At 68.8% G+C, this 22,638-nt stretch carries 24 protein-coding genes; 15 read left to right on the top strand and 9 right to left on the bottom strand.

Features of this window, described 5'->3' with window-relative positions; translation table 11 throughout:
* The 4 genes from DMX10_RS13895 to DMX10_RS13880 all read left to right on the top strand — a co-directional run.
* On the top strand, positions 1-1,500 hold a 1,500-nt coding region (locus DMX10_RS13895; protein ID WP_218281319.1), incomplete at its 5' end, for a DUF3369 domain-containing protein.
* Positions 1,497-3,107 (top strand): ATP-binding protein, encoded by a 1,611-nt coding sequence (locus tag DMX10_RS32795; protein ID WP_158545604.1) that lies wholly within the window; start codon positions 1,497-1,499, stop codon positions 3,105-3,107. The genes DMX10_RS13895 and DMX10_RS32795, both read left to right, overlap by 4 nt.
* Before the next feature lie 28 nt (positions 3,108-3,135).
* On the top strand, positions 3,136-3,888 hold the full coding sequence (locus tag DMX10_RS13885; RefSeq protein WP_111261610.1) for an ABC transporter substrate-binding protein: 753 nt from the start codon (positions 3,136-3,138) through the stop codon (positions 3,886-3,888).
* 466 nt (positions 3,889-4,354) lie between these two features.
* Positions 4,355-4,966, top strand: coding sequence for a LysE family translocator (locus DMX10_RS13880; RefSeq protein ID WP_111261609.1), 612 nt, complete (start codon positions 4,355-4,357; stop codon positions 4,964-4,966).
* A gap of 2 nt (positions 4,967-4,968) precedes the next feature.
* Here DMX10_RS13880 and DMX10_RS13875 read toward each other — a convergent pair whose 3' ends face one another.
* Complete coding sequence (locus DMX10_RS13875; RefSeq protein WP_371921694.1) at positions 4,969-7,080, bottom strand: ATP-binding protein; 2,112 nt, start codon at positions 7,078-7,080, stop codon at positions 4,969-4,971.
* Positions 7,081-7,243: 163 nt separating this feature from the next.
* On the opposite strand from DMX10_RS13875, the gene DMX10_RS13870 reads away from it, so the two are divergent.
* Positions 7,244-7,993 carry an NAD-dependent deacylase gene (locus tag DMX10_RS13870; protein ID WP_111261608.1) on the top strand — a complete coding sequence of 250 codons (750 nt, stop codon included), beginning with the start codon at positions 7,244-7,246 and terminating at the stop codon, positions 7,991-7,993.
* 26 nt (positions 7,994-8,019) lie between these two features.
* On the opposite strand, the gene DMX10_RS13865 is transcribed toward DMX10_RS13870, so the two are convergent.
* Entirely contained in the window at positions 8,020-8,535 is a 516-nt protein-coding gene (locus DMX10_RS13865) for a thioredoxin family protein (RefSeq protein ID WP_111261607.1), read from the bottom strand.
* Between the two features lie 338 nt (positions 8,536-8,873).
* Here DMX10_RS13865 and DMX10_RS13860 point away from each other — a divergent pair, with 338 nt between their 5' ends.
* The 3 genes from DMX10_RS13860 to DMX10_RS13850 all read left to right on the top strand — a co-directional run bounded on the left by DMX10_RS13860 (position 8,874) and on the right by DMX10_RS13850 (position 10,691).
* On the top strand, positions 8,874-9,431 hold the full coding sequence (locus DMX10_RS13860) for a helix-turn-helix transcriptional regulator (RefSeq protein WP_111261606.1): 558 nt from the start codon (positions 8,874-8,876) through the stop codon (positions 9,429-9,431).
* 113 nt (positions 9,432-9,544) lie between these two features.
* Positions 9,545-10,123, top strand: coding sequence for an HD family hydrolase (locus DMX10_RS13855; RefSeq protein ID WP_111261605.1), 579 nt, complete (start codon positions 9,545-9,547; stop codon positions 10,121-10,123).
* 184 nt (positions 10,124-10,307) lie between these two features.
* Positions 10,308-10,691: a c-type cytochrome gene (locus tag DMX10_RS13850; RefSeq protein WP_371921693.1), complete on the top strand. Its 384-nt coding sequence runs from the start codon at positions 10,308-10,310 to the stop codon at positions 10,689-10,691.
* Positions 10,692-10,715: 24 nt separating this feature from the next.
* On the opposite strand, the gene DMX10_RS13845 is transcribed toward DMX10_RS13850, so the two are convergent.
* Genes DMX10_RS13845 through DMX10_RS13825 form a run of 5 tightly spaced genes read right to left on the bottom strand, consistent with a single transcriptional unit; the run spans position 10,716 to position 13,826 of the window.
* Positions 10,716-10,856, bottom strand: a complete 141-nt coding sequence (locus DMX10_RS13845; RefSeq protein WP_111261604.1) for a DUF2256 domain-containing protein — start codon at positions 10,854-10,856, stop codon at positions 10,716-10,718.
* Positions 10,853-12,397 (bottom strand): cryptochrome/photolyase family protein, encoded by a 1,545-nt coding sequence (locus DMX10_RS13840; RefSeq protein ID WP_111261603.1) that lies wholly within the window; start codon positions 12,395-12,397, stop codon positions 10,853-10,855. The genes DMX10_RS13845 and DMX10_RS13840 overlap by 4 nt, the downstream gene beginning before the upstream one ends.
* Positions 12,391-12,696 carry a DUF6482 family protein gene (locus DMX10_RS13835; RefSeq protein ID WP_111261602.1) on the bottom strand — a complete coding sequence of 102 codons (306 nt, stop codon included), beginning with the start codon at positions 12,694-12,696 and terminating at the stop codon, positions 12,391-12,393. The genes DMX10_RS13840 and DMX10_RS13835 overlap by 7 nt, the downstream gene beginning before the upstream one ends.
* A gap of 30 nt (positions 12,697-12,726) precedes the next feature.
* The gene (locus tag DMX10_RS13830) at positions 12,727-13,263 is read right to left on the bottom strand and encodes a DUF3833 domain-containing protein (protein ID WP_111261615.1); all 537 of its coding nucleotides are present in this window, start codon (positions 13,261-13,263) and stop codon (positions 12,727-12,729) included.
* Between the two features lie 11 nt (positions 13,264-13,274).
* On the bottom strand, positions 13,275-13,826 hold the full coding sequence (locus DMX10_RS13825; RefSeq protein ID WP_111261601.1) for a chalcone isomerase family protein: 552 nt from the start codon (positions 13,824-13,826) through the stop codon (positions 13,275-13,277).
* Positions 13,827-14,054: 228 nt separating this feature from the next.
* On the opposite strand from DMX10_RS13825, the gene DMX10_RS13820 reads away from it, so the two are divergent.
* The gene (locus tag DMX10_RS13820) at positions 14,055-15,011 is read left to right on the top strand and encodes a helix-turn-helix domain-containing protein (protein WP_111261600.1); all 957 of its coding nucleotides are present in this window, start codon (positions 14,055-14,057) and stop codon (positions 15,009-15,011) included.
* Here the strand turns inward: DMX10_RS13820 and DMX10_RS13815 are convergent.
* A complete protein-coding gene (locus DMX10_RS13815) occupies positions 14,998-15,381 on the bottom strand; it encodes a helix-turn-helix domain-containing protein (protein ID WP_111261599.1) in 384 nt (127 codons plus the stop codon). The genes DMX10_RS13820 and DMX10_RS13815 overlap by 14 nt on opposite strands.
* 229 nt (positions 15,382-15,610) lie before the next feature.
* On the opposite strand from DMX10_RS13815, the gene DMX10_RS13810 reads away from it, so the two are divergent.
* The 5 genes from DMX10_RS13810 (at position 15,611) to DMX10_RS13790 (ending at position 20,518) form a co-directional block, all read left to right on the top strand.
* A complete protein-coding gene (locus DMX10_RS13810) occupies positions 15,611-16,729 on the top strand; it encodes an SMP-30/gluconolactonase/LRE family protein (protein WP_111261598.1) in 1,119 nt (372 codons plus the stop codon).
* 145 nt (positions 16,730-16,874) lie between these two features.
* Entirely contained in the window at positions 16,875-17,699 is an 825-nt protein-coding gene (locus DMX10_RS13805) for an alpha/beta fold hydrolase (protein WP_111261614.1), read from the top strand.
* A gap of 53 nt (positions 17,700-17,752) precedes the next feature.
* On the top strand, positions 17,753-18,322 hold the full coding sequence (locus DMX10_RS13800) for a cysteine hydrolase family protein (protein ID WP_111261597.1): 570 nt from the start codon (positions 17,753-17,755) through the stop codon (positions 18,320-18,322).
* A gap of 129 nt (positions 18,323-18,451) precedes the next feature.
* Positions 18,452-19,063, top strand: coding sequence for an isochorismatase family cysteine hydrolase (locus DMX10_RS13795; RefSeq protein ID WP_111261596.1), 612 nt, complete (start codon positions 18,452-18,454; stop codon positions 19,061-19,063).
* 12 nt (positions 19,064-19,075) lie between these two features.
* Positions 19,076-20,518: a catalase gene (locus DMX10_RS13790; protein WP_178082953.1), complete on the top strand. Its 1,443-nt coding sequence runs from the start codon at positions 19,076-19,078 to the stop codon at positions 20,516-20,518.
* Positions 20,519-20,579: 61 nt separating this feature from the next.
* On the opposite strand, the gene DMX10_RS13785 is transcribed toward DMX10_RS13790, so the two are convergent.
* Complete coding sequence (locus DMX10_RS13785; RefSeq protein WP_111261594.1) at positions 20,580-21,830, bottom strand: hypothetical protein; 1,251 nt, start codon at positions 21,828-21,830, stop codon at positions 20,580-20,582.
* Between the two features lie 248 nt (positions 21,831-22,078).
* Between DMX10_RS13785 and DMX10_RS13780 the strand changes: the two genes are divergently transcribed.
* Positions 22,079-22,627, top strand: a complete 549-nt coding sequence (locus DMX10_RS13780; protein WP_111261593.1) for a hypothetical protein — start codon at positions 22,079-22,081, stop codon at positions 22,625-22,627.
* The last annotated feature ends 11 nt before the right edge of the window (positions 22,628-22,638 follow it).

Genomic DNA, 22,638 nt, shown 5'->3' with positions numbered 1-22,638 from the left:
TCCCCCGCCAGCCGGCCCGTGCCGCCCTGGTGCGTGCTGGTGGTCGACGACGACCCGGAGGTCCACGCCGTGACGCGCCTGGCCTTGCGCGGCTTCGAGTTCCAGCAGCGGCCGCTGGAGCTGCTTTCGGCCTATTCGGCGGCACAGGCGCAGGCGATCTTCCGCCAGCGCGACGACATCGCCCTGGCCCTGGTGGACGTGGTGATGGAGTCCGAGCACGCCGGGCTGGACCTGGTGCGCTACCTGCGCGAGGCCTGTGGCAACCGCATGACGCGCCTGGTGCTGCGCACCGGCCAGGCCGGGCAGGCGCCGGAGGACCAGGTGATCCGCGAGTACGAGGTGGACGACTACAAGGAGAAGACCGAGCTCACCACGCAGAAGCTGCGCACCCTGCTGTATTCCATGCTCCGCGCCTACCGTGACCTGGGGGTGATCGACGCCCAGCGCAAGGGCCTGAGCAACGTGCTGGAGGCCTGCGCCCAGGTGCAGAGCGCCGCCACGCTCAAGCTGTTCTCCTCCACGGTGCTGGAGCAGCTGACCTCGCTGCTGTGCCTGGGGGAGTCCGCGCTCTACTGCCTGATCCGCACCGACGACCACGAGCCGCAGACCCGCACCCTGGCGGCCACCGGCGAGTTCGTCCACTACGAGACGAATGCGGCGCTGGAGAACCTCCCGGCCGAGGTGGCCCGCCGCTTCGACCAGGTGCTGGCGCAGGGCGCCTCGCAGCATTTCGACGACGCCTACGTGCTGTTCCGGCGCAACGACCGGGGCGTCGCCAGCCTGCTCTACGTCACCCACATCGAGCCGCTCAGCACGCTGGACCGGCAACTGCTGGAAATCTACGTGCGCAGCGTGGCGATCACCTTCGAGAACATCCACCTGATGGAGGACCTGCAGGCCACCTCCAAGGAGCTGGTCTACACCCTGGCCAACGCCGTGGAGGCCCGCAGCAAGGAGACCGGCGCCCATGTGCAGCGCGTGGCGCTGTTCAGCGAGCTGCTGGCGCGCCTGCACGGCCTGCCCGAGCGCGAGGTGCAGCTCATCCAGCACGCATCGCCCCTGCATGACATCGGCAAGGTGGCGATCCCCGATGCCATCCTGCACAAGCCCGGCAAGCTCGACGACGAGGAGTGGGCGCTGATGAAGAAGCACGTCGACTACGGCGTGGCCATCCTCCAACGCTCGCGCCGCGAGCTGATGCGTGTCGGCGCGTTGATCGCCGGCAGCCACCACGAGCGCTGGGACGGCCGCGGCTACCCGGGGGGGCTGGTCGGCGACGCGATCCCCCTGTGCGGGCGCATCGTCGCCCTGGCGGATGTGTTCGATGCGTTGGGTTCGCGGCGCAGCTACAAGGAGCCCTGGACGTCGGAACAGGTGCTGGAGCTGGTCCGTTCCGAGCGGGGTGCCCATTTCGACCCGCACCTGGTCGACCTGCTGGTGGCCCATCACGACGAGTTCCTGGCCATTCGCGAGCGCTACCCGGACGAGCCGCATCCATGAATGCGGCACCGGCGCGCATCGGTCGCAGCCTGTCCTCCAGCCTGGTCCGCATCAACCTCCTGTGCGCCTGCCTGCTCGGGCTGGCCATCAGCGTGGTGCAGGTCAGCCTCGACTACTACCGCGCCCGCGAACAGCCGGAGGAGGACATGCAGGCGCTGTTCAGCCTGGTCCGCGAGCCGGTCACTGCGGTGGTCTTCAGCCTCGACCCGCGCACCGCCGGCGACCTGCTCAGCGGCATGCTCAAGCAGCCGGCGCTGGCCTCGGCGCGCATCCTCCTGCCCGAGGGGCGGGTCTTTGCCGAGCACAGCCGCGAGCTGGGCGAGCAGGGCGGGCGACGCCTCAATGACCTGCTGTTCGGCGCCACCCGTCACTACGCCTGGCCGTTGCAGGCGGACCTGCCCGGCGCCGGCCAGCGTGAGGAGCTGGGCACCCTGCAGGTGGAGGTGGACACCTACCGCTACGGGCACGACTTCCTCGACCGTGCCTGGGTCACCCTGCTGAGCAGCCTGTTCTATGCGCTGGCGATCTCCGCCATCCTGCTGCTGGTGTTCTACCTGCGGGTGACCCGGCCGCTGCGCAGCCTGATCCTGTCCATTGCCCGGGTGGACATCGACGACCCGGAGAACACCCGCCTGCAGGAGCCCCCCGGCCACGCCGACAACGAGATCGGCGTGCTGGTGCGCTCGACCAACCAGCACCTGCAGGCCCTCGGCGACAACCTGCGCCAGGTGCGCGAGGCCGAGGGGCGCTTGCAGTTCCATTCCGAGCAGCTCGAATCCACGGTCGCCGAGCGCACCCGCGAGCTGTCGCGCAGCGTGCAGCAGTTGCAGGCGGCGCAGCGGCAACTGATCGAGTCGGAGAAGCTGGCGGCCCTGGGCGGGCTGGTGGCCGGGGTGGCCCACGAGGTGAACACACCCCTGGGCATCGCGGTGACCGCCTCCTCGGTGTTGTCCGAGGCGCTGGCGGACCTGCGCACGCAGTTCCAGGCGCAGACCCTGACCAGCGACAGCTTCCAGGCGCTGCTGGAGCTGGCCCAGGACAGCAACGCCATGCTGGCCAGCAACATCGCGCGTGCGGCCAAGCTGATCAGCGACTTCAAGCAGACGGCCGTGGACCAGGTGTCCGAGGCGCGTTGCGAGTTCGAGGTGCAGCAGGCGCTGGAGGCGCTGATCGCCAGCCTGCACCCGGAGACGCGCAAGGTGCCGGTGACCGTGGAACTGGACTGCGAGAGCGGCCTGCACATGCGCAGCCTGCCGGGGGTGCTGACCCAGGTGGTGGCCAACCTGATCATCAACAGCGTGCGCCATGCTTTCGCCGATACCCCCGAGGCACGCATCACGCTGCGCATACGCAGCCAGGGGGAGGGCGTGGAGCTGGACTACCGCGACAATGGCTGCGGCGTACCGGCGGCGTTGCACGAGCGGATCTTCGAGCCCTTCTTCACCACCCGCCGTGGCACGGGGGGCACGGGGCTGGGCCTGAACATCGTCTACAACCTGGTTACCCGCAAGCTCCAGGGGCGCCTGGAATTCCACTCCGAAGAAGGTGCCGGGGTGCATTTCCTGCTCTGGTTGCCACGCCGGCTGGAGTCCGCCGAGCCGGCCTGAAACGCATCTGCCATCCGGAGGGATCTCGATGAAGTCGACAGCTGTCGCGGTGCTGCTGGCCTGGCTGCTGCCGGGGCTCGCCTGCGCCGAACGCGTGACCATCGCCGCCGAGGACGACTGGGCACCCTATTCGGTGATCGGCCAGGACGGCACTTCGCCGCAGGGCTTCGCCGTCGACCTGGTGCGCGAGGCCTTCGCCACCCAGGGCGTGGAGGTGGACTTTCTCACCGTGCCCTTTTCCCGTTGCCTGTTCTACGCCCAGGGCACGCGGGCGGTGGGCTGCTTCGACGTGACCATCACCGAGGCCAATCGCGACCAGTACATCTGGCACCCGACGCCACTGTTCGAGGAGGGCCTGGCGATCTTCGGCCGCGCCGATGATCCGCACACCGGGATGGGCGCCAAGGACCTGGCCGGCAAGCTGGTGGGCATCACCAACGGCTACACCTACCCGACCTCCTTCATGGAGGACCCGGCCATCCGCCGCCACAGCGCCAACTCCGACAGCCAGCTGCTGCAGATGCTGGTGGCCGGGCGCCTGGACTACATCCTGCTCAACACCATGCCCGGCTACATGCGCATCGAGCAGGACCCCGACCTGCGCGGCAAGGTGAAGCTCACGGGGGTGCTGCAGACCGATGGCTTCTGGGTGGCGTTCTCCAAGGCCCACCCCGACGGCGCGCGCATGGCCAAGGCCTTCGAAACAGGCCTCCAGGCCCTGCACAAGAGCGGGCGCTACGCGAGCATGGAGGCGGACTTGCGCAAGCGTTACCAGCATTGATGGGGTGCCCCCGACCCCCAACGGCACATGCCGCAGGTTGGCGCCGAGCGCAGCGAGGCCCGACACAACCCTGTCCGGTCTCGCTGCGGGCGCTCTTTGTGGGAGCGGCTTCGGCCGCGAAGGACTTGCAGTCGGCATATGGCTGAGTGTGGTCGGATATCCCATCGCGAATGAATTCGCTCCCACGAGGCGTGGCATGCGTATGGGCTGGAAGGTCGCTTGGTGGATGAAAAGAGCGCCATCCACCCTACACACCGGTCAGCGCCCTACAACGGCACGGCGTCGCTGGTGTCTCCCGTGGGAGCGGCTTCAGCCGCGAAGGACTTGCAGCCGGCACGTGGCGGCGAGTGGCCGGGTATTGCATCGCGAATGAATTCGCTCCTACGGGAATGACGGGTAGGGGGATTTCAAGGGGGTTGCCGGCTCGTTAGACTGGCCGCCTCTTCCCGCTTCGATGGCCGACCCCATGGCACTGCACACCTGGCTGATCTACCTGCTGGCCGTTCTCGGGCTTTCCCTCACGCCCGGGCCGAATGCCTTGCTGGCGCTGTCCCACGGGGCCTTGCACGGGCACCGTCGGGCGCTGTTCACCATTGCCGGGGGCGCACTGGGATTCGTGCTGATCATGGCGCTGTCGATGTTCGGCATCGGCGCGTTGCTCAAGGCGTCGGCCGAGGCGCTGACGGTGCTGAAGATCGCCGGCGGCCTGTACCTGATCTGGCTCGGCATCCAGCTCTGGCGTTCGCCGCCGGTGCAAATCTCGACCGCCGGTGAAGCCGGGCGCCGCAGCGGCGCCAGCCTGTTCCGCCAGGGGATGCTGTCGGCGGTCTCGAACCCCAAGGTGATCCTGTTCTTCGGCGCCTTCCTTTCGCAGTTCCTCGACCCGGGCAAGCCGCTGTGGCTGCAGTTCCTGGTGATGACCCTGACCTTCGTGGGAATCGAGGCGCTGGTGGAGTACCTGCTGGCGCGCCTGGCCCACCGTGTGCGGCCGTGGCTGGCACGCAGCGGCAAGGGCTTCAACCGCTGCTGCGGCGCGCTGTTCGGCGCCGCAGGCCTGGCCCTGCCGCTGACCCGCTGAGTTCAGCCGGTCCGGGCGGACGGGTCGGCCGGCTGGTCGTGGCGGCGGGGCAGCACCGGCTTCTGCAGCAGCCCCCTGACCCGTGAGGCGAGGGACTCGATGGCGAAGGGCTTGGACAGCACCTCCATGCCCGACTCCAGCTGCTCGTTGTCGAACAGGCTGTTCTGCGCGTAGCCGGTGATGAACAGCACGCGCAGGTCCGGGCGCAGGCGCCTGGCGATCCGAGCCATCTCCTGGCCATTCATGCCGCCCGGCAGGCCGACATCGGCCAGCAGCAGGTCGATGCGCTGCTCGCCTTCGAGCAGCGCCAGCCCGCATGCACCGTCCACCGCCTCCAGCACCTTGTAGCCCAGGTCACGCAGCACTTCGCCGATGAGCATGCGCAGCGGTGCCTCGTCGTCCACCACCAGCACGGTGGCCTGGCGTTCGGCGCGGGGCGCGGCTTCCGGCTGGGCAGCGCGTTCGAGGCGCTCCTCGCCGTGGTGACGCGGCAGGTGGATGGAGAGGCTGGTGCCCTGGCCGAGCCGCGAGGCGACCTGCACGCTGCCGCCGGACTGCTTGGCGAAGCCGTAGACCATCGACAGGCCGAGGCCGGTGCCCTGCCCGGAGGGCTTGGTGGTGAAGAAGGGGTCGAAGACCCGGGCGATCACGTCGTCCGCCATGCCGGTGCCGGTGTCGGTGACGTACAGGGTCATGTACTCGCCCGGTGGCAGGCCGCATTCATCGGCGCGTGCCCCGTCCAGGCGCTGGTTGCAGGTGCCGATGCTCAGCGTGCCGCCATCGGGCATGGCGTCGCGGGCGTTGATGCAGATGTTGAGCAGGGCACTTTCCAGCTGGTTGGGGTCGACCAGCACCGTCCACAGTTCGGGGCCGCTGAGTACCTCCACCTCAATCATCGGGCCCATGGTGCGGCTGATCAGTTCCTGCATGCCGGCCACCAGGCGGTTGACGCTGGTGGGCTTGGGGTCGAGGGCCTGGCGGCGGGAGAAGGCCAGCAGGCGATGGGTGAGGGTGGCGGCGCGTTCGGCAGCGGTGCGCGCGGTGGAGATGTAGCGGTCCAGGTCGGCGGTGCGGCCCTGGGTGATGCGCAGCTTGAGCAGCTCCAGGCTGCCGCTGATGCCCGCCAGCAGGTTGTTGAAGTCATGGGCGAGGCCGCCGGTGAGCTGGCCCACGGCTTCCATCTTCTGGCTCTGGCGCAGCAGTTCCTCGGTCTGGTGCAGGGTCTCGGCGCGCTCGCGTTCCTGGGTGATGTCGCGGCCGATGGCGCAGATATGCCCCTCGCCGGGGCTGGAGGACCAGTTGATCCAGCGGTAGCTGCCGTCCTTGTGGCGCATGCGGCACTGGAAGTCGCGCAGGGATTCGCCCTGCATCAGGCTGTGGGAGGCGCCCCAGGCACGGTTGAGGTCCTCGCTGTGCACCAGGTCGAGGTAGCTGGTGCCCACCAGTTCCTTCTCGGTCCAGCCCAGTACCGGTTCCAGGGCCGGGTTGGCGGCGGTGATGACCATGTCCAGGCGGGTGATCAGCATCACGTCCGGCGACAGGTTCCACAGGCGGTTGCGGTCGCGGGTGCGCTCGGCCACCTGGCGCTCCAGGGAGTTGGTGAGCTGGCGCAGCTGTTGCTGGGCGAGGCGCTCGGCGGTGGTCTCGATCACCGTGTCGAGCACGCCGACCACCTGGCCGGCCTCATCGCGCACCGGGCTGTAGCAGAAGGTGAAGTGGCAGCGTTCGCTGCGCCCGTTGCGGTCGATCTCCAGGGGGAAGTCCTGGATGAAGGTGGCCTCCCCGGCGAAGGCGCGGTCGGCGATGGGGCCGATGCTGGGCCAGGCCTCCCGCCACACATCGTCGAAGGGGCGGCCCAGGGCTTCGGGCTTGGCGCCGAGGATGGGCCTGAAGGCGTCGTTGTACAGGGTGATGCGTGCGGGGCCCCAGAACAGGCAGTTGGGAAACTGCGAGGCGAGCATCATTTCGACTGCCACCCGCAGGCTGGTCGGCCAGCCGCTGATGGGGCCCAGGGGCGTCCGTGCCCAATCGTGGCCGCGCACCCGCCGGCTCATGAAGCCGGGGGCTGCGGGGAAGGAGTTAGCGTCCATGTCAGTGTCCATCGGAACCAGCATGCAATATCGGTCATGGCGGGCCGATTGGCCACTGCGCGGGGCGATAAAAACGCCCACTGGCGCACAGCAGCGGGTGATCGTTCGTCGCATCGCGGAGGGTGATTGCCCGGCCGTGCCGATGCTGGCAGGGTGGCCATCCCGCCGTCGCGCCCTGGAGCCCTCGATGACCTTCGACCCGACCCTGCTGGCCAAGGCCAGGCACCTCGTCGTCTTCACCGGCGCCGGCATCTCCGCCGAGAGCGGCATTCCCACCTTCCGTGACCGGCTGACCGGCCTGTGGGAGCGTTTCGAGCCCGGCGAGCTGGCCAGCGCCGAAGGCTTTCGCCGCGATCCGGCGCTGGTCTGGGGATGGTACGAGTGGCGACGCACCGCCGTGCATCGCGCCCAGCCCAACGCCGGGCACCGGGCCATCGCCGAACTCGCCGAGCGGGTGCCACGGCTCACGCTGATCACCCAGAACGTCGACGACCTGCACGAGCGCGCCGGCAGCCAGGCGGTGCTGCACCTGCACGGCCGCCTCGATGCGCTGCGTTGCTTCGCCTGTACGCGGCCGGCGCTGGAGATCCCCGTGCCGGACGAGCCCGATGCAGGGCGCCGGGTGGAGCCGCCGCGCTGCACCCGCTGCAACGGCAAGCTGCGCCCGGGCGTGGTGTGGTTCGGCGAGCAGCTGCCGGCCGATGTGCTGCGTGCGGCGTTCGCGGCGGCCCAGGACTGCGACCTGCTGCTGTCCATCGGCACCTCCGGCGTGGTGGAGCCTGCCGCGCGCATTCCCCGGCTGGCGCTCGCGGCGGGGGCCACGGTGCTGCACCTCAATACCCAGCCGGTGGCGGTGCAGGCCGAGCGCGAGTTCGCCCTGGCGGGCAAGGCCGGCGAGCGGCTGCCGGAGCTGCTGCGCCAGGCCTTCGGCGCCTGAGCCGGCCGGCGCCCGGGCCGGAAGGGTCAGAGGGGGCGGTTCTCGGCGGCTTCGAGCAGCGCCAGCAGGTCCTCGACCGTGGCCTCCAGGTACTGGCCGGCCTTGTAGTCGCGCAGCACCGCCTCACCTGCGCCGATCACCGCCTGCGGGCGTTCGACGAACAGGCCCACCGGCTCGAACGCGGCGTCGAGCACCACCACCAGCGGGATCGAGACCTTGTCCAGGCCGAGGCGGGCCTTGAGATCGTCCTCGGCGCGGCCCTTGGTGATCACCGCCAGGTCGACCAGCGGCTGGGTGCGGCAGATGAAATCGAGCACGGCGACGTTGATCTGGCAGTCCGGGCACCACATCTCGCCGGCCACCAGCAGGTGGTAGCGCCGCTCCAGGCGCTGCAGCCGCGCGAGCGCCGCCGGGCCGATGCTGCCCGGTGTCGCCAGCTTCTGCACCACGACGTTGGCGGCGTCCCGCTCGCCGGGCAGGCCGCTGCGGAGGAAGTCGGCGAAGCCCTGGCCGATCTCGAACAACTGCTGGTATGACGCCATGGAAGGCCTCCTGGGTTGAGTGAGGGGAGGCGGGCATCCCAGCAGAAAAGTGGCGCTCGCATCAAGTGCTGGCGCGGCGCTTGCCGTTTCTCATCCAGCCTGCGAGGCCGGGTATCGCCCTGTTGGGCTTCGCTGTGCTGGGCGCCAACCTGCGGGACCGGGCGCAACCCAAACCACGGGGCCGCCTGGAGCGTAGGGGGGATGACGCTCTTTTCATCCACCAGCGGTGCCGCCGAAGCACCTGGTTCAACGTCGGGGAATGCAGGATTTCCTGGCTGCGCTCCCCGCGAGGCTGCAAAATTCCGATCTCCTTCCTCGGACTTCCATGGGCCCGCACCATGAACGACAGCCTCCCGAAACCGGCCTCACTCGGCATCGCGCTGCGCCGTTGGCGCCTGCTGCACCGGGTCAAGCAGGCCCACGCCGCGCAGCTGTTCGGCGTGGCGCAATCGACCATCTCGCGTTGGGAGAGCGGCGTGCAGGAGATGGAGCCCGCCGAGCGGGCGCGGGTGGAGCAGATGCTGGCCGCCCGGCTGGAGGCGGCGGCCGACCAGGCCCTGGCGCGGCTGGTGGGCGACAGCCCGCGCGCGGTGCACCTGGTCTGCGACCTCAGCCATCGCCTGCTGGCCTGCTCCGCCCTGCGCGCCGCCGAGTTCAGCGTGCCCCTCTCCGAGCTGATGGGGCGCTCGCTGTGGCGCTACGCGACGCCGGAGATCGTGCGCAAGGAGGCCGCGCTGGACGCGCTGGGCTGGCGCGACGTGCTGATGCCGCCGGCGCTGGAGTTCGGCAGCGGCAGCAACGAATCCGCCATCGTGCCGATCCGCCAGGGCCTGTGCCGCTGGACGCGCATGACCCTCTCCGACGGCACCGCCGCGCGCCTGGTGGAAACCCTCTGAGCCCCAGTCGCCCACGCATAATCCATGCGTGGACGCGGCATCGCCCCCGCGCCTAGGCTGTGCGACTGCGAGGGCGCCCCCTGCGCCCCGACGGCCATATTCGCGGGTGAGAGATGAACATCGACAGGATCAAGGGACGGCTCGACTTCCTCCGCGAGGCGGAGCGCCTCAAGGACGTACTGCGCAGCGCCCATACCTCCAGCGGGCGTGCGGAAAGCACCGCCGAACACAGCTGGCGCCTGTGCCTGATGGCCATCACCTTCGCCGATGAACTGGCCGGGCTCGATCTGCTGCGGGTGCTGAAGATGTGCGTGGTCCACGACCTGGGCGAAGCCATCCACGGCGACATCCCCGCCATCGAACAGGGCGGCCATCCCGACAAGGGCGCCCAGGAACGCGAGGACCTGCTGACCCTGACCCGTACCCTCGATGCCGAGCTGCGCGACGAGATCCTCGCGCTGTGGGACGACTACGAGAACGCCGCGTCCCCCGAGGCGCTGGCGGTCAAGGCGCTGGACAAGCTGGAGACCCTGCTGCAGCACACCCAGGGCGCCAACCCGGCGGACTTCGACTACGCCTTCAACCTCGGCTACGGGCGCCGCTACACCAGCGGCGAGCCGCTGTTTGCGGCCATTCGCGAGCAGCTGGACGAAGGCACGCGGCAGCGCATGGAAGCCCAGGTGGGCGAGTAGGGAGCCCTTGGCACCCCGCTGAACCCCATCACATCTGCGCCCGTCATGATGCGAAAACCCTGACGCTAGAGCGGCTGCCTGTGGGACCATGGCGGCGTGCCGGTCGAGCTTTCGGTCGACGCGCGCGTTGCAGGAGCAGCGCCGGGGCACCTCCTCGATCAATGTCTGGTTCGTACAAGGCCGTATGAAAATCAAACTGCCGCTTATCGCTTTACTGGGTGCCCTCTCACTCGCCCAGCCAATGCTTTGCCTCGCCGATATCACCAACGGGAAGAAGCTCTACCAGCAGAGGTGCGCCGTGTGCCACGGAGCGGACATCAAGGGCACCGGGCCCCTGGCCCACAAGAGCGACCCACCGACTCCCGACCTGACCACGGCCGCGTTCAAGCAACGGCTCGCGGACTACCCGGGCGTCATCGTCTCGTCGGTGATTCTCCGCCCCAACGGCAACCTGATTCCCCGCACTCTGCAGGAGAACGGCGTGAAGATCCCGCCGCACGCCTGGAGCGTCCAGGACTTTCGCGATCTCAACCAGTACATGAGCGGTGTGATCCTCCCGCGGCACTGAGCACAGGAGGCGGGGCGGGCTGCGTCAGCGGGCCGCGTGACGCTGGTTGCGGCAGCGCTCGGAGCAGTAGCGCACCTCGTCCCAGCAGCGTGCCCAGCGGCGGCGCCAGGCGAAGGGGCGCCCGCACACCGCGCAGGTCTTGTGCGGCAGGTGGGTCTTCTTCACAGGGCCTCGCCGGCGTCCAGCCGCGCCAGCAGCCGTTCGCCGCGCTGCCAGAGGGCCTCGACCCGCGACTCCGCCATGCGCTGCAGGTTGCGGTAGACCATGGCCAGGCGCGGATTGCCGCCCAGGCGATCGCGATGGCGCATCAGGAAATGCCAGTACAGCGCGTTGAAGGGGCAGGCGTCGTCCTCGGTCGCCCGCTCCACGTTGTAGCGGCAGCTGGCGCAATGGTCGGACATCCGCTGGATGTAGCGGCCGCTGGCGCAATAGGGCTTGGAGCCGAGGTAGCCGCCGTCGGCGTGCATCACCATGCCCAGGGTGTTGGGCAGCTCGACCCACTCGAAGGCGTCCAGGTAGACCGCCAGGTACCACTCGCAGATGGCCGCCGGCGCGATGCCGGCGAGCAGGGCGAAATTGCCGGTCACCATCAGCCGCTGGATGTGGTGCGCGTAGCCCAGCTCCAGGGTCTGGCCGATCGCCTGGGCCATGCAGCGCATGTCGGTGCGGCCGGTCCAGTAGAACGCCGGCAGCGACCGCTGGTTGCCGAAGGCGTTGAGCGCGGCGTATTCCGGCATGCGCAGCCAGTAGATGCCGCGCACGTATTCCCGCCAGCCGATCAGCTGGCGGATGAAGCCTTCCGCCGCGTTGAGTGGCACCCGGCCCTGGCGGTGGGCGTTCTCCACGTCGGCGCAGAGTTGGCGCAGGTCCAGCAGGCCGATGTTCAGGGCGGCGCTGATGCGCGCATGGAAGAGGTAGGGCTCGCCCTCGGCCATGGCGTCCTGATAGTCGCCGAAGGCGGGCAGGGCGAACGCCAGGAAGTGCTGCCAGAGCGCCTGGGCCTCCTCGTGGGTCACCGGGTAGTCGAAGCCTTCCAGGCGGCCGTAGTGCCCGGCGAACCGCTCGCCCACCAGGGCCACCACCTCGCGGGTTATCGCGTCCTGCGCGAACCGCGCGGGGAAGGGGCCGCGCACGCCCTTGGGCAGCGCCTTGCGGTTGTCGGCGTCGAAGTTCCAGCTGCCCCCCAGCGGCTGGCCGTCCGGCTCCAGCAGCAGCCCGCTGCGCTTGCGCATCTCGCGGTAGAACAGCTCCATGCGCAGTTGCCGGCGGCTGCCCGCCCATTTGGCGAACGCCTCACGGGAGCAGAGGAAGCGACGGTCGGCGTACCAGGCCAGCGGCAAGCCGGTGGCGCGCAGCGCCTCCTCCACGCGCCATTCGCCGCACTCGGTCAGGTGCAGCGCCGGCTCGCCCAGGGCGGCGTGCCAGCGGTGCAGCTCGCCGGCCAGGCTGCCGCTGTTGTCGGGGGCGTCGAGGCGCACGTAGATGACCCGCCAGCCGCGCGCCTCCAGGGCCGCCGCGAAGTGACGCATGGCGCTGAAGATGAGCACGATCTTGTGCGGGTGGTGCGGTACGTAGCTCGCCTCCTCCTGGACCTCGGCCATCAGCACCGCGTCATGGGCCGGGTCGAGTTCATCGAACAGCGAGAGGTCGAAGCTGAGCTGGTCGCCCAGCACCAGGCCGAGCCGGCGTACCTTGCCGTTCACCATTGCGAGTCCAGCGACAGGGGCAGGCGCATCGGCTCCAGCGGGCCCTCGCGGACGCCGCACATCTCGTCGTGGACGCAGTGTTGCACCAGGTCACAGGGCAACCGTGGCAAGCCCTGCAGCAAATCGCGGAGCTGGGTCGTCGAGCGCAGGCGCAAGACCTGTCCCTCATCGTCCAGCACCCCTTCGAGGCCCGAGGCGAGCCGCGCCTGGAGGATGTAGAAACCGCCTTCCAGGGACACCACGTCGAGCCCTTCGATACGGCCTGCCAGCGCGGCCTCGCCGAGTTGTTGGAGATTCATCGCCCAGTCCTCCGGCTCACGCCTGGTCACTCAGTCTTGCGATGTGGAGTCGCGGCGGAAGAACAGCGTCACCTGGCCGAGCTCCACGCCGAGCTTGCTCATGCTCGAGCGGTTGATGAGGGTGTCCTCGTCCATCAGGTACATCCAGTCGTCGAAGGCCACTTCCCAGGTCGAGCCGTCCACCTCCAGGTTCAGCGTGTAGCGCCAGCGCAGGGCGTTGCCCGCCACCTCGCCATCGGCTTCACCGATCACGTCCCCCGCGCGGCCGCGCCAGCGCCCTTCGCCGGCCGGCGTCAGGGTCCACACCCGTTGCTGGCGGGTGCCGTCGCTGTAGAGGAAGCGCTCATCGAGGATCAGCCGCTCGCCCTCGCGGCGGCTGGTGATGTCGACCTTGAAGCGCTTGACCACCTCGCCCGAGCGGTTCTGGAACATGCCCCAGGCCTGCACCGGCCGGGAGAAGAACCCCGGCAGGTCCAGCTGCGGCCGCTCCTTCGCGTAGTGATGGACATCCACACCGCCGCAACCGGCGAGCAGCAGGCAGCACAGCAACCCTATTACGGCACGCATCATCGGCCTCCTCATTGGCTTGTTTCATTGAGCCCGAGCAGCTCGCGGCGCAGCTCGGGATTACGGGTGCGGGCATCCAGCCAGATGGCGAAGAACGCCTGGGCGAAGTCGGTGTCGGCGATCGCATGGCGGAACGCGCCGTCGACGTAGAAACGGCTGCCCCGGCCGGGCTGGTACAGGCCGGTGATGCGCTGGCCCGGCTGGATGTCGACGAAGGCCCGGCGCATCTCGCCATCCCAGGCCGCCAGGCGCTGCTCATCGACCGAGGCGCCCCCCAGCCGGCGCATCTCGTCCAGGCTGGCCTGCACCAGGGTGTCCCGCGACAGCTCGCGGCTGTAGATGAGCTCCAGGGCAAAGGGCTGCTTCCAGTCGACGGGCGCCACCGGGCTCCACAGCCGGGCCTGGTACACCCGCAGGCCGAACCAGGTGAAGTCGCCCTGGCCGACCAGCTTCGCCTCGGGCAGCTCGCTGCTCCAGTCGGCCCAGCTCGGCGAGCCGGCCAGCAGCAGGCCGAGCAGGGCGAGGGTGCGTAACGCCGAGATGGCGGGCGATGCCAGGCGCATGATGGGCTCTCCAGGTGAGTTCATGGAGCGATGATACCTGTACAAATAATAGTTATGTATAGGTATTTGTATAGCTTTGCGGAGGTGGACTCAGGCGACCCGCCCTGCAGCGGCGGCTCCGCCCGGCAAACGGCCCCGCGAAGGCCTGCCGCCCGCGACAGCCGCAGCAGCTGGACTATCGTTCGTTGATCCCGACAAACACCGCGTGCGTCTCGACTGGGGGAAGGCATGAGCAGGCTCGTCTGCGCTGATTTCGATGAATTCGAGGAAGCCCTCTATGGCGTCGAGGGGCGCTACCTGCTGCGTACACGGCAGCAGCGCGACTGGCGCTTGCGCGTCGTCGAGCTCAACGGCGTGGCGCTGATGTTCGGTCGCGAGGGGGCGGGCACCGTCTACAGCGGGGTCGGCCTGAGCGGCTTCTTCAATATCTTCCTGCCGCTGAGCCGGCACGAGTCCACCGTGCTGGGAGGGCAGCGCCTGGACCGCCGGCTGATCGGCTGGATGGTGCCCGAGGCGATGTTTCACATCGACGCCAGCCAGCCGGCGAGCTGGATGACCGTGGCGATGTCCTGCGAGTTGGTGCTGCGCTGGGCGCAGCAGCACGAGGACGAGTTCGACGTGTCGATCCTCTCGCGCAATCTGGTCTGCGTGGCCCAGCAGGACCTGGCGCCGCTGGTGTGGCTGGCCTTGCGCCTGTTGCGCATCGATCACTGCGCGCCGCAGGAGCTGCACGCCCCGGCGGCCGAGTGCGCGGCGCGTGGCGATCTGCTGGACCGGGTGTTCCGCAGCCTCCTGCCCGCGACACCGGCCCAGGCCGATAGCGCGGGCCGGCAGAACCACCAGGTGATCCTGCGTCGCGCCCTGGAGCTGCTCGACGGCATGCCGGATACGCCGCTGCACATGACGGACCTGTGCCAGGCCTGCAACAGCTCCGAGCGCACGCTGCGCAACCTCTTCACCCGCTACCTGGGGATGAGCCCGCATCGCTACCTGATGCAGCACCGCCTGCACGCCATCCGCCGCGCCATCCTGCGGGCCTCGGCAGAGGAGACCATCACCCAGATCTGCGCACGTTTCGGCGTGTGGGACTTCGGCCGCTTCGCCGGGCTCTACCGGCGCTATTTCGGCGAACTGCCGTCGCAATCGCTGCGCAGCCGGCGCTCCCTGCCGCCTAGGCGGGGCTGATGCGGCGCTGCAGGGTGGCGCTGGGGTACTCGCCGAACAGGGCGTGATAGTCCGCCGCCATGCGCCCGCCATCGGTGTAGCCGAAGCGGCGGGCCATTTCCGCGACGCCGGTCTGGTGCGGGTCGGCAACCGCCAGGGCGGCCCGCAGCAGGTGCAGGCGGCGCAGGCGCAGATACCGCGCCGGCGCCACGCCCAGGATGGCGACGAAGGCGCTGCGCAGGGTGCGCTCGCTGACCCCGACCGCGCGACACAGCTCCGCCAGGCGCGGTGGGCGCCCGCAACCCTGCGGCAACACGCCCAGCACCTTTTTCAGCAAGCGTTCTTGTGCGGCCCGGCGGCTGCGTTCGCGTGGCGTGTTGCGCGGTTGCATGGCGGTGTCCTGGCCAGGAGAGGCACCTCCACGGTGCGCCGGGGCGGGTGCCACGGCTACGTAAAACAGGCACGTGCCGGCCGTCGTGCCGATTTGCCGATTTTACGTAGCCACCTCCTGCCGCCAGCCGCGAGCATCACGTCATCGCTCGCCACCCGCTGCCCCGGCATTCGGCGTCCTGACGAGCCCCCGAAAGCGCCCGCCCCGTGCCGGCGCGAATGGAGGCGATATGAGACTGTCGAGGTGCCGCGCGGGCATTCTGAGCCTGCTCCTGGCTGTGGCCGCCGTGCATCCGCGCGCTGAAGCTCAGGGCCCGACGTTGCTTGAAGTCGAACCCTTCATCGAGTTGCCCGCTGGTGTGCGCTACCCGGAGGGCCTGGCCGTCGCCCCTGACAGCGGCGAGATATTCGTCGGTACCTTCGATGCCCGCCAGCCCGCCGAACGGCGTAACAACCAGCTGCTGCGCTACAGCGCCGGGGGGCGGCTACTCGCACAGCGTGCCTTTGCCGCAACGCCTCTGACCGGCCTGGGCTATGCCGACGGCAGGGTCTACATCCTCAATTTCGGCGCCGGCAAGCTGCAGCGCATCGCGGCCGACTTCACGGCCGACTCTCCCGTGGAGGACCTTCTCGAATTCCCCCGTCTCGATCCCGCCGCGCCGGCTGCACGCAGCGTGGCCAACCCGGACGGCAGCCAGGACCTGATCCACTTCGGTGCCGGCGGCATGCCGGCGCCCAATGGCCTGGTGTTCGCCGGCAATGGTGACCTCTACGTTTCCGACTCTTTCCAGGGCGCGCTGTACCGCATCGCCAACGCCACGCGCTGCAAACCCTGCACGCTGGAAGTGAAGTCGCGCGACCCGCTGCTGGCCACCGCGGGCTTCTTGCCGTTCGGTGCCAACGGCCTGGCCTTCAACGCTGACGAGAGCCGGCTCTACATCAACAACGCCGGCGACGGTCGCCTGCTGCGCCTGGACCTGGCGAGCGGCGAGCTGCAGGTAGTGGCCGAGAGCCTGCCGGGAGCCGATGGCCTGCTGTTCCATGACGGCTTGCTGTGGCTGCTGGCCAATCAGGTCGACCAGCTGCTCGGCCTCGACGAACGCGGCCTGATCCGTGCGCGCGCGGGCGGCTTCGAGGGGATCGCCGGCAACGGTGCGCCTCGTGGCCTGCTGTTTCCCGCCAGCAGCGTGGTTCAGGGCGAGTGGATGCTGGTCAGCAACCTGGCCCTGCCGCTGACGCCCGTCGAAGGGGACGAGTGGGAGGAGCGGGTCAGTACCTGGAACCTGATGCGCGTGCGTCTGCCGCCAGCATCGAACGAAGCGGAGTCTGCCAATGCCGCACAGCCCTGATGCACCGATGAACCACGGCCGTCGCCACCTGCTGCTCGGCTCCGCAGCACTGGCCACGGCGCTGCTGTTACCCCTGGGTGGATGCGTGCGCGGCAGTGGCCTCGCCGCAGGCCGCCCGCAACCTGAGAATGGAGAGCGCAAGACCATGGGCACTATCACCACCCGCGATGGCACCGAGATCTACTACAAGGACTGGGGCAGCGGCCCTGTCGTCGTGCTCAGCCACGGCTGGCCGCTCAACGCCGACAGCTGGGAAGCGCAGATGCTGTTCCTGGCCAGCAACGGCTACCGGGTGATCGCTCATGACCGCCGTGGCCATGGCCGCTCCAGCCAACCGTGGAGCGGCAATGAGATGAACACCTATGCCGACGACCTGGCCCAGCTGCTCGACCAGCTGGATGTGCGCGGCGCCGCGTTGTTCGGCTTCTCCACCGGTGGCGGCGAGGTGGCGCGCTACATCGGCCGCCATGGCACGGCGCGGGTGGCCAAGGCCGGGCTGATCGCGGCGGTGCCACCCTTGATGGTGCGCACCGAGGCCAATCCCGGCGGCCTGCCGCTCGAGGTGTTCGATGGCATTCGCGCGGCCTCCATCGCCGACCGCTCGCAGCTGTACAAGGACGTCGCCAGCGGTCCCTTCTTCGGCTACAACCGGCCGGGCGCCAAGCCCTCCCAGGGCGTGATCGACGCCTTCTGGATGCAGGGCATGATGGCCGGGCACAAGAATGCCCTCGACTGCATCAAGGCCTTCTCCGAAACCGATTTCACCGAGGACCTGAAGAAGTTCTCCATCCCCACGCTGATCCTGCATGGCGATGACGACCAGATCGTCCCGGTGGACGCCGCCGCGCGCGCTTCGGCCAGGCTGGTGCCGCACGCCAAGCTGGTGATCTACCCCGGCGCGCCCCACGGCATCACCGACACCCACAAGGAAAAACTCGGCGCGGACATGCTGGCGTTCCTGCGTGACTGAGCCCCCCTGTGCCCGCCGAATTCCCGGCGGGCCACGGCAAAAGGAGAGACGAGATGAGCGGCAAGAAAGCGTTGATCGTGGTGGATATCCAGAACGACTACTTCCCCGGCGGCCTGTGGACCCTCGACAAGGTCGAGGAGGCCGCGGCCAGGGCGGCCCAGGTGATCGCGGCGTTCCGCGACAGCGACGACCTGGTGGTGCACATCCGTCACGAGTTCACCAGCCAGGACGCGCCCTTCTTCCGGCCGCACAGCGAGGGCGCGCAGTTGCACCCGAGCGTGATCAACCGCCCGGGCGAGCCGGTGGTGCTCAAGCACTTCATCAACTCCTTCCGCGAGACCGAGCTGAAACCGATCCTCGACAAGGCCGGCGTGAGCGAGGTGGTGGTGGTCGGCAACATGAGCCACATGTGCGTGGACGGCATCACCCGTGCCTCGGTCGATTTCGGCTACCGGACCACCGTGCTGCACGATGCCTGCGCCACCCTCGACCTGGAGTTCGATGGCGTGAAGGTGCCGGCGGCGCATGTGCATGCGGCCTTCATGGCGGCGCTCAGATTCGGCTATGCGCCGGTGATCTCCACCGCCGAGTACCTCGGCCAGCACGCGAGGAATGCCGCATGAGGCGCACCCTGTGCTGTGCGTGTCCAGCGTGTGGGATGTGGCCTCGGGCGATCTGAGCCTGCCAGCGACCTGCAAGGCCGTCGACCAGTGATCGGCGCTGCGGCGCCACCTTTCTCCATGGAGGGCAGCATGAGTGACTCGAGACAGGACACCGGCGTTTTGCTGGTCGACCCCTACAACGACTTCCTCAGCGAGGGCGGCAAGCTCACCGGGCTGGCCAAGCCGGTGGCCGATCGCCTCGGCACCCTGGCCAACCTGCGCGCGGTGGTGGGGGCCGCGCGCCGGGCCGGCATCCGCGTGTTCTACGTGCCGCATCACCGCGCTCGGCCCGACGACTTCCAGGGCTGGCTGCATCCCAGCCCCTACCAGGTGGGGGCGGCGCGGGCCCAGGTGTTCGCCGTCGACAGCTGGGGAGGGGAGTGGCACCCGGACTTCAGGCCCCAGGCCGGCGACGTGGTGGTGCAGGAACACTGGGGCGGCAGCGGCTTCGCCAATACCGACCTGGACCTGCAGCTCAAGCAGCACGGGGTGCGCCGGGTCATCGTCATCGGCCTGCTGGCCAACACCTGCATCGAGGCCACGTCGCGCTTCGCCGCCGAGCTGGGCTACCACGTGACCCTGGTGCGTGACGCCACGGCGGCCTTCTCCGAAGAGGCGCTGCACGCCGCGCACGAAATCAACGGGCCGACCTTCGCCCACGCCATCGTCACCACCGCCGAGCTGCTCGGCGAACTGGTCTGAGGAGCTACCGTGATGCCCAAGCACAAACTGACCAACGCAGTCGGCGCGCCCGTCGTCGACAACAACAACACCCAGACCGCCGGCCCGCGTGGCCCGGCGCTGCTGCAGGACGTGTGGTTCCTGGAGAAGCTCGCCCACTTCGACCGTGAGGTGATTCCCGAACGGCGCATGCATGCCAAGGGCTCCGGCGCCTACGGCACCTTCACCGTCACCCACGACATCAGCCACTACACCCGCGCCGCGCTGTTCTCCCGGGTGGGCAAGCAGACCGACATCTTCGTGCGCTTCTCCACCGTCGCCGGTGAGCGTGGCGCGGCGGATGCCGAGCGTGATATCCGGGGGTTCGCCGTGAAGTTCTACACCGAGCAGGGCAACTGGGACCTGGTGGGCAACAACACGCCGGTGTTCTTCCTGCGTGACCCGCTGAAGTTCCCCGACCTCAACCACGCGGTGAAGCGTGACCCGCGCACCGGCATGCGCAGCGCGCAGAACAACTGGGACTTCTGGACCAGCCTGCCGGAGGCGCTGCACCAGGTCACCATCGTCATGAGCGACCGCGGCATTCCCGATGGCTACCGGCACATGCATGGCTTCGGCAGCCACACCTTCAGCTTCATCAACGCGGCCAACGAGCGGCACTGGGTCAAATTCACCTGGAAGACTCAGCAGGGCATCCGCAACCTGTCCGACGCCGAGGCCGGGCAAGTGGTGGCCGGCGACCGCGAGAGCAGTCAGCGCGACCTGTACGACAACATCGAGCGGGGCCATTTTCCGCGCTGGACCTTCTACGTGCAGGTGATGCCGGATAAGGACGCCGACAGCTACGCGATCAACCCCTTCGACCTGACCAAGGTGTGGCCGCACAAGGACTACCCGCTGATCGAGGTCGGCGTGCTGGAACTCAACCGCAACCCGGAGAACGTCTTCGCCGAGGTCGAACAGGCCGCCTTCAACCCGGCCCATGTGGTGCCCGGCATCGGCTTCTCGCCGGACAGGATGCTGCAGGGCCGGCTGTTCTCCTATGGCGATGCGCAACGCTACCGGCTTGGCGTCAACCACACGCACATTCCCGTCAACGCGCCGCGTTGCCCGTACCACAGCTACCACCGCGACGGCCAGATGCGCGTCGATGGCAACCAGGGTTCACGCCTGGCCTACGAGCCGAACAGTCAGGGCGAGTGGGCCGAGCAGCCGGAGTACGCCGAGCCGCCCCTGAGCCTTGTGGGCGCTGCCGATCATTGGAACCACCGCGTCGACGAGGACTACTACTCCCAGCCCGGCGCGCTGTTCCGCCTGATGTCGCCGTCGCAGCAGCAGGCGCTGTTCGACAACACCGCCCGGGCCATAGTCGGCGCCTCGCTACAGGTGATCGAGCGGCACATCGGCCACTGCAGCAAGGCCGATCCGGCCTACGGCGCCGGGGTGCGCGAGGCCATCGGACGCCTGGCGAGATAGCCTGCGGGGGCACGGCCCGAACCAGGCGAGCGCCCATTCACCTGCTCAGAATGCCGGGGCGCTATTGCGGCTGTGCCGGAAAGCGCTCGAGCAGCTGCCGTGAGAAGCCACGCAGTGCGTCGAACTCCGCGAAGTCCGGCGCGTGGTCCATGCGCCTGGGCCACAGCTGGGCGGCGGTCCTGTGCCAGTAGAGGATGGCGTCGTGCCCCGCGACGGAGTCCGGCATCTGCCGGCGGGTGTATTCCCAGGGCTCGCCACCCGCCCAGCGCCACTCGCGCGAGACGTCGTCCGGCTCGTCGCGGGTGGCGACCTTGACCAGCGCGCCGGCCTGGTAGGTGTAGAAGTAGCGCAGGTACATCTCGTCATCGGTGCCCGTGAGCCAGATCGTGCAGACCTCGCCGTTCGGCTTGCTGGTGACGTAGACCTCGGCTTCGTGGCGATACGGCCAGCCCGTGGTGACCGGCAGCGTGGCGAGGTAGCGGCTGTTCTCATAGCCCTGGTCGTCGGGGAGCGGGCAGTGATCGCGGAGCGAGTCGAGGCGCGTCGCCGGGTTCCAGCGCCAGCCTCCATCGGGGGCGGGAATCCCCGAGAACACATCGAGCAGTTCGTCGCTGACCAGCTGCTGGTCATCGCCGAAATGGCCACGGACGCGCTCCAGCACCGTCTCCCGGTTCGCCCAGCTGATTTCATCGCCGACCTTCAGCCCGCAATCGGCCACCTCGGGCGCCGCCCTGGCGCCGCGCGAATAGGTGAGCAACAGGCCGTTGGAGAGGATCTCGCCGCGTTCGGTGTCGCCGGCGAAGCAGCTCAGGCGGATGTCCATGCGCTGCTCCTCGCACCCCTTGGCGCAGGTCATGTATTCCAGCGACAGGTCGTCGATGCGGAAGGTGCCGCCCTGGTCCTCGATGACCGGGGCGAAATCCAGCTCCAGGGTGCGCGGGCCGGCCGCAATGACCTGCGAGGCCGGCAGCTTCAGCCACACCGTGCGGTCCCGCGTGCGCGTGCAGCGCCTGAAGGAGGGCAAGGTGCCGAAGCGCGAAGGCGAGGCGCAGTTGGCTCGCGAGGTGGTCGTCTCCGTGGTGTTCGGCGAACCGTCCACCAGCGGGCGATAGGTGGCGTGGACCTTCACCCGCCAGGTGCCGACCGGGGGCGCGTCGGGAGCCAGCACCTGCAGGCTGACGCGGTGGTTCTCGGCGGCCAGGCGCTGGGCCGCGCAGGGCAGGGCGGCGCCCAGGCAGGCCGCCAGCAGCAGGGCGAGGCAGGGCCGGTGGGCATTCTTCAGCCAGTGGGTGCCGAACGGGTGTTTTTTCAACCAAGACTTCCTGCGTGACGATCGCACGACCGCGAGTGCCTGCATTCTGCGGGGCGCAGCCGTGAACCGCGCGTGCATGGCCGACATTTCCGGCCTAATCACCCCACCCTCGAGGCGTCCAGTGCAGGCTCGCCTTAGTACAGCTGTGCTAATTGACCCTCCCAGGCGGGCGTCGCTAGATTCCGGACCCTCATCGCTGCCGAGCATCCCGCCTCGCAGTGACCACGACGGCAAAGGATCGGCCCGCCATGCGTTGTTCCCCCAGGCTCCTGCTGCCCGCCTTGCTCCTGAGCAGCTCCGTTACCGCTCATGCCGAACAGTTGGTCGGCGATTACTGGATCGTTCACCACCAGGGCGACCTGGGTGTGAATGAGCTGTTTGTCGCCGATGGCGACGCTGCGCACATCGTCGACCGCCCGGGCGGCATCCAGTCGCTGGGCGTGTACCAGGTGTATGAGAAGACCGGGAAGAAACTGACCTCCTACGACGTCGAGATCGATTGCGGCAAAAACCGGGTGCGGATCAACGACGCCCAGGATTTCGGCGTCTTCAACGACTGGACCCCCGTCAAGGTTTCCAGCAAATGGCAGAGCCAGCCCGATGCCTGGCTGGCCCGCAGCCGGGACTTCCTGTGCCAGCCGGGCGAGCGCGCATCGATGCGCCACCTGGGCAAGATGTCGCCCCTGGCCATGATCGACGAATCCCGCGAGGTCTTCAGCGCCCTGGGGCGCGAGCAATACAAGGCGGCCATCCTGAAAACCATCGATGACGCATTCGACAGGATGGCCCAGCAGTGAACACGCTATTT

The organism is Pseudomonas sp. 57B-090624 (assembly GCF_003234055.1).
Classification (GTDB): domain Bacteria; phylum Pseudomonadota; class Gammaproteobacteria; order Pseudomonadales; family Pseudomonadaceae; genus Metapseudomonas; species Metapseudomonas tohonis.
This window is presented reverse-complemented; position numbering and strand designations above follow the sequence as displayed.

Excerpts from the sequence above, each read along its gene's own strand:
- DMX10_RS32795 (WP_158545604.1), top strand. The coding sequence starts at position 1,497 with ATGAATGCGGCACCGGCGCGCATCGGTCGCAGCCTGTCCTCCAGCCTG.
- DMX10_RS13885 (WP_111261610.1), top strand. The coding sequence starts at position 3,136 with ATGAAGTCGACAGCTGTCGCGGTGCTGCTGGCCTGGCTGCTGCCGGGG.
- DMX10_RS13880 (WP_111261609.1), top strand. The coding sequence starts at position 4,355 with ATGGCACTGCACACCTGGCTGATCTACCTGCTGGCCGTTCTCGGGCTT.
- DMX10_RS13875 (WP_371921694.1), bottom strand. The coding sequence starts at position 7,080 with ATGCTGGTTCCGATGGACACTGACATGGACGCTAACTCCTTCCCCGCA.
- DMX10_RS13870 (WP_111261608.1), top strand. The coding sequence starts at position 7,244 with ATGACCTTCGACCCGACCCTGCTGGCCAAGGCCAGGCACCTCGTCGTC.
- DMX10_RS13865 (WP_111261607.1), bottom strand. The coding sequence starts at position 8,535 with ATGGCGTCATACCAGCAGTTGTTCGAGATCGGCCAGGGCTTCGCCGAC.
- DMX10_RS13860 (WP_111261606.1), top strand. The coding sequence starts at position 8,874 with ATGAACGACAGCCTCCCGAAACCGGCCTCACTCGGCATCGCGCTGCGC.
- DMX10_RS13855 (WP_111261605.1), top strand. The coding sequence starts at position 9,545 with ATGAACATCGACAGGATCAAGGGACGGCTCGACTTCCTCCGCGAGGCG.
- DMX10_RS13850 (WP_371921693.1), top strand. The coding sequence starts at position 10,308 with ATGAAAATCAAACTGCCGCTTATCGCTTTACTGGGTGCCCTCTCACTC.
- DMX10_RS13840 (WP_111261603.1), bottom strand. The coding sequence starts at position 12,397 with ATGGTGAACGGCAAGGTACGCCGGCTCGGCCTGGTGCTGGGCGACCAG.
- DMX10_RS13835 (WP_111261602.1), bottom strand. The coding sequence starts at position 12,696 with ATGAATCTCCAACAACTCGGCGAGGCCGCGCTGGCAGGCCGTATCGAA.
- DMX10_RS13830 (WP_111261615.1), bottom strand. The coding sequence starts at position 13,263 with ATGCGTGCCGTAATAGGGTTGCTGTGCTGCCTGCTGCTCGCCGGTTGC.
- DMX10_RS13825 (WP_111261601.1), bottom strand. The coding sequence starts at position 13,826 with ATGCGCCTGGCATCGCCCGCCATCTCGGCGTTACGCACCCTCGCCCTG.
- DMX10_RS13820 (WP_111261600.1), top strand. The coding sequence starts at position 14,055 with ATGAGCAGGCTCGTCTGCGCTGATTTCGATGAATTCGAGGAAGCCCTC.
- DMX10_RS13815 (WP_111261599.1), bottom strand. The coding sequence starts at position 15,381 with ATGCAACCGCGCAACACGCCACGCGAACGCAGCCGCCGGGCCGCACAA.
- DMX10_RS13810 (WP_111261598.1), top strand. The coding sequence starts at position 15,611 with ATGAGACTGTCGAGGTGCCGCGCGGGCATTCTGAGCCTGCTCCTGGCT.
- DMX10_RS13805 (WP_111261614.1), top strand. The coding sequence starts at position 16,875 with ATGGGCACTATCACCACCCGCGATGGCACCGAGATCTACTACAAGGAC.
- DMX10_RS13800 (WP_111261597.1), top strand. The coding sequence starts at position 17,753 with ATGAGCGGCAAGAAAGCGTTGATCGTGGTGGATATCCAGAACGACTAC.
- DMX10_RS13795 (WP_111261596.1), top strand. The coding sequence starts at position 18,452 with ATGAGTGACTCGAGACAGGACACCGGCGTTTTGCTGGTCGACCCCTAC.
- DMX10_RS13790 (WP_178082953.1), top strand. The coding sequence starts at position 19,076 with ATGCCCAAGCACAAACTGACCAACGCAGTCGGCGCGCCCGTCGTCGAC.
- DMX10_RS13780 (WP_111261593.1), top strand. The coding sequence starts at position 22,079 with ATGCGTTGTTCCCCCAGGCTCCTGCTGCCCGCCTTGCTCCTGAGCAGC.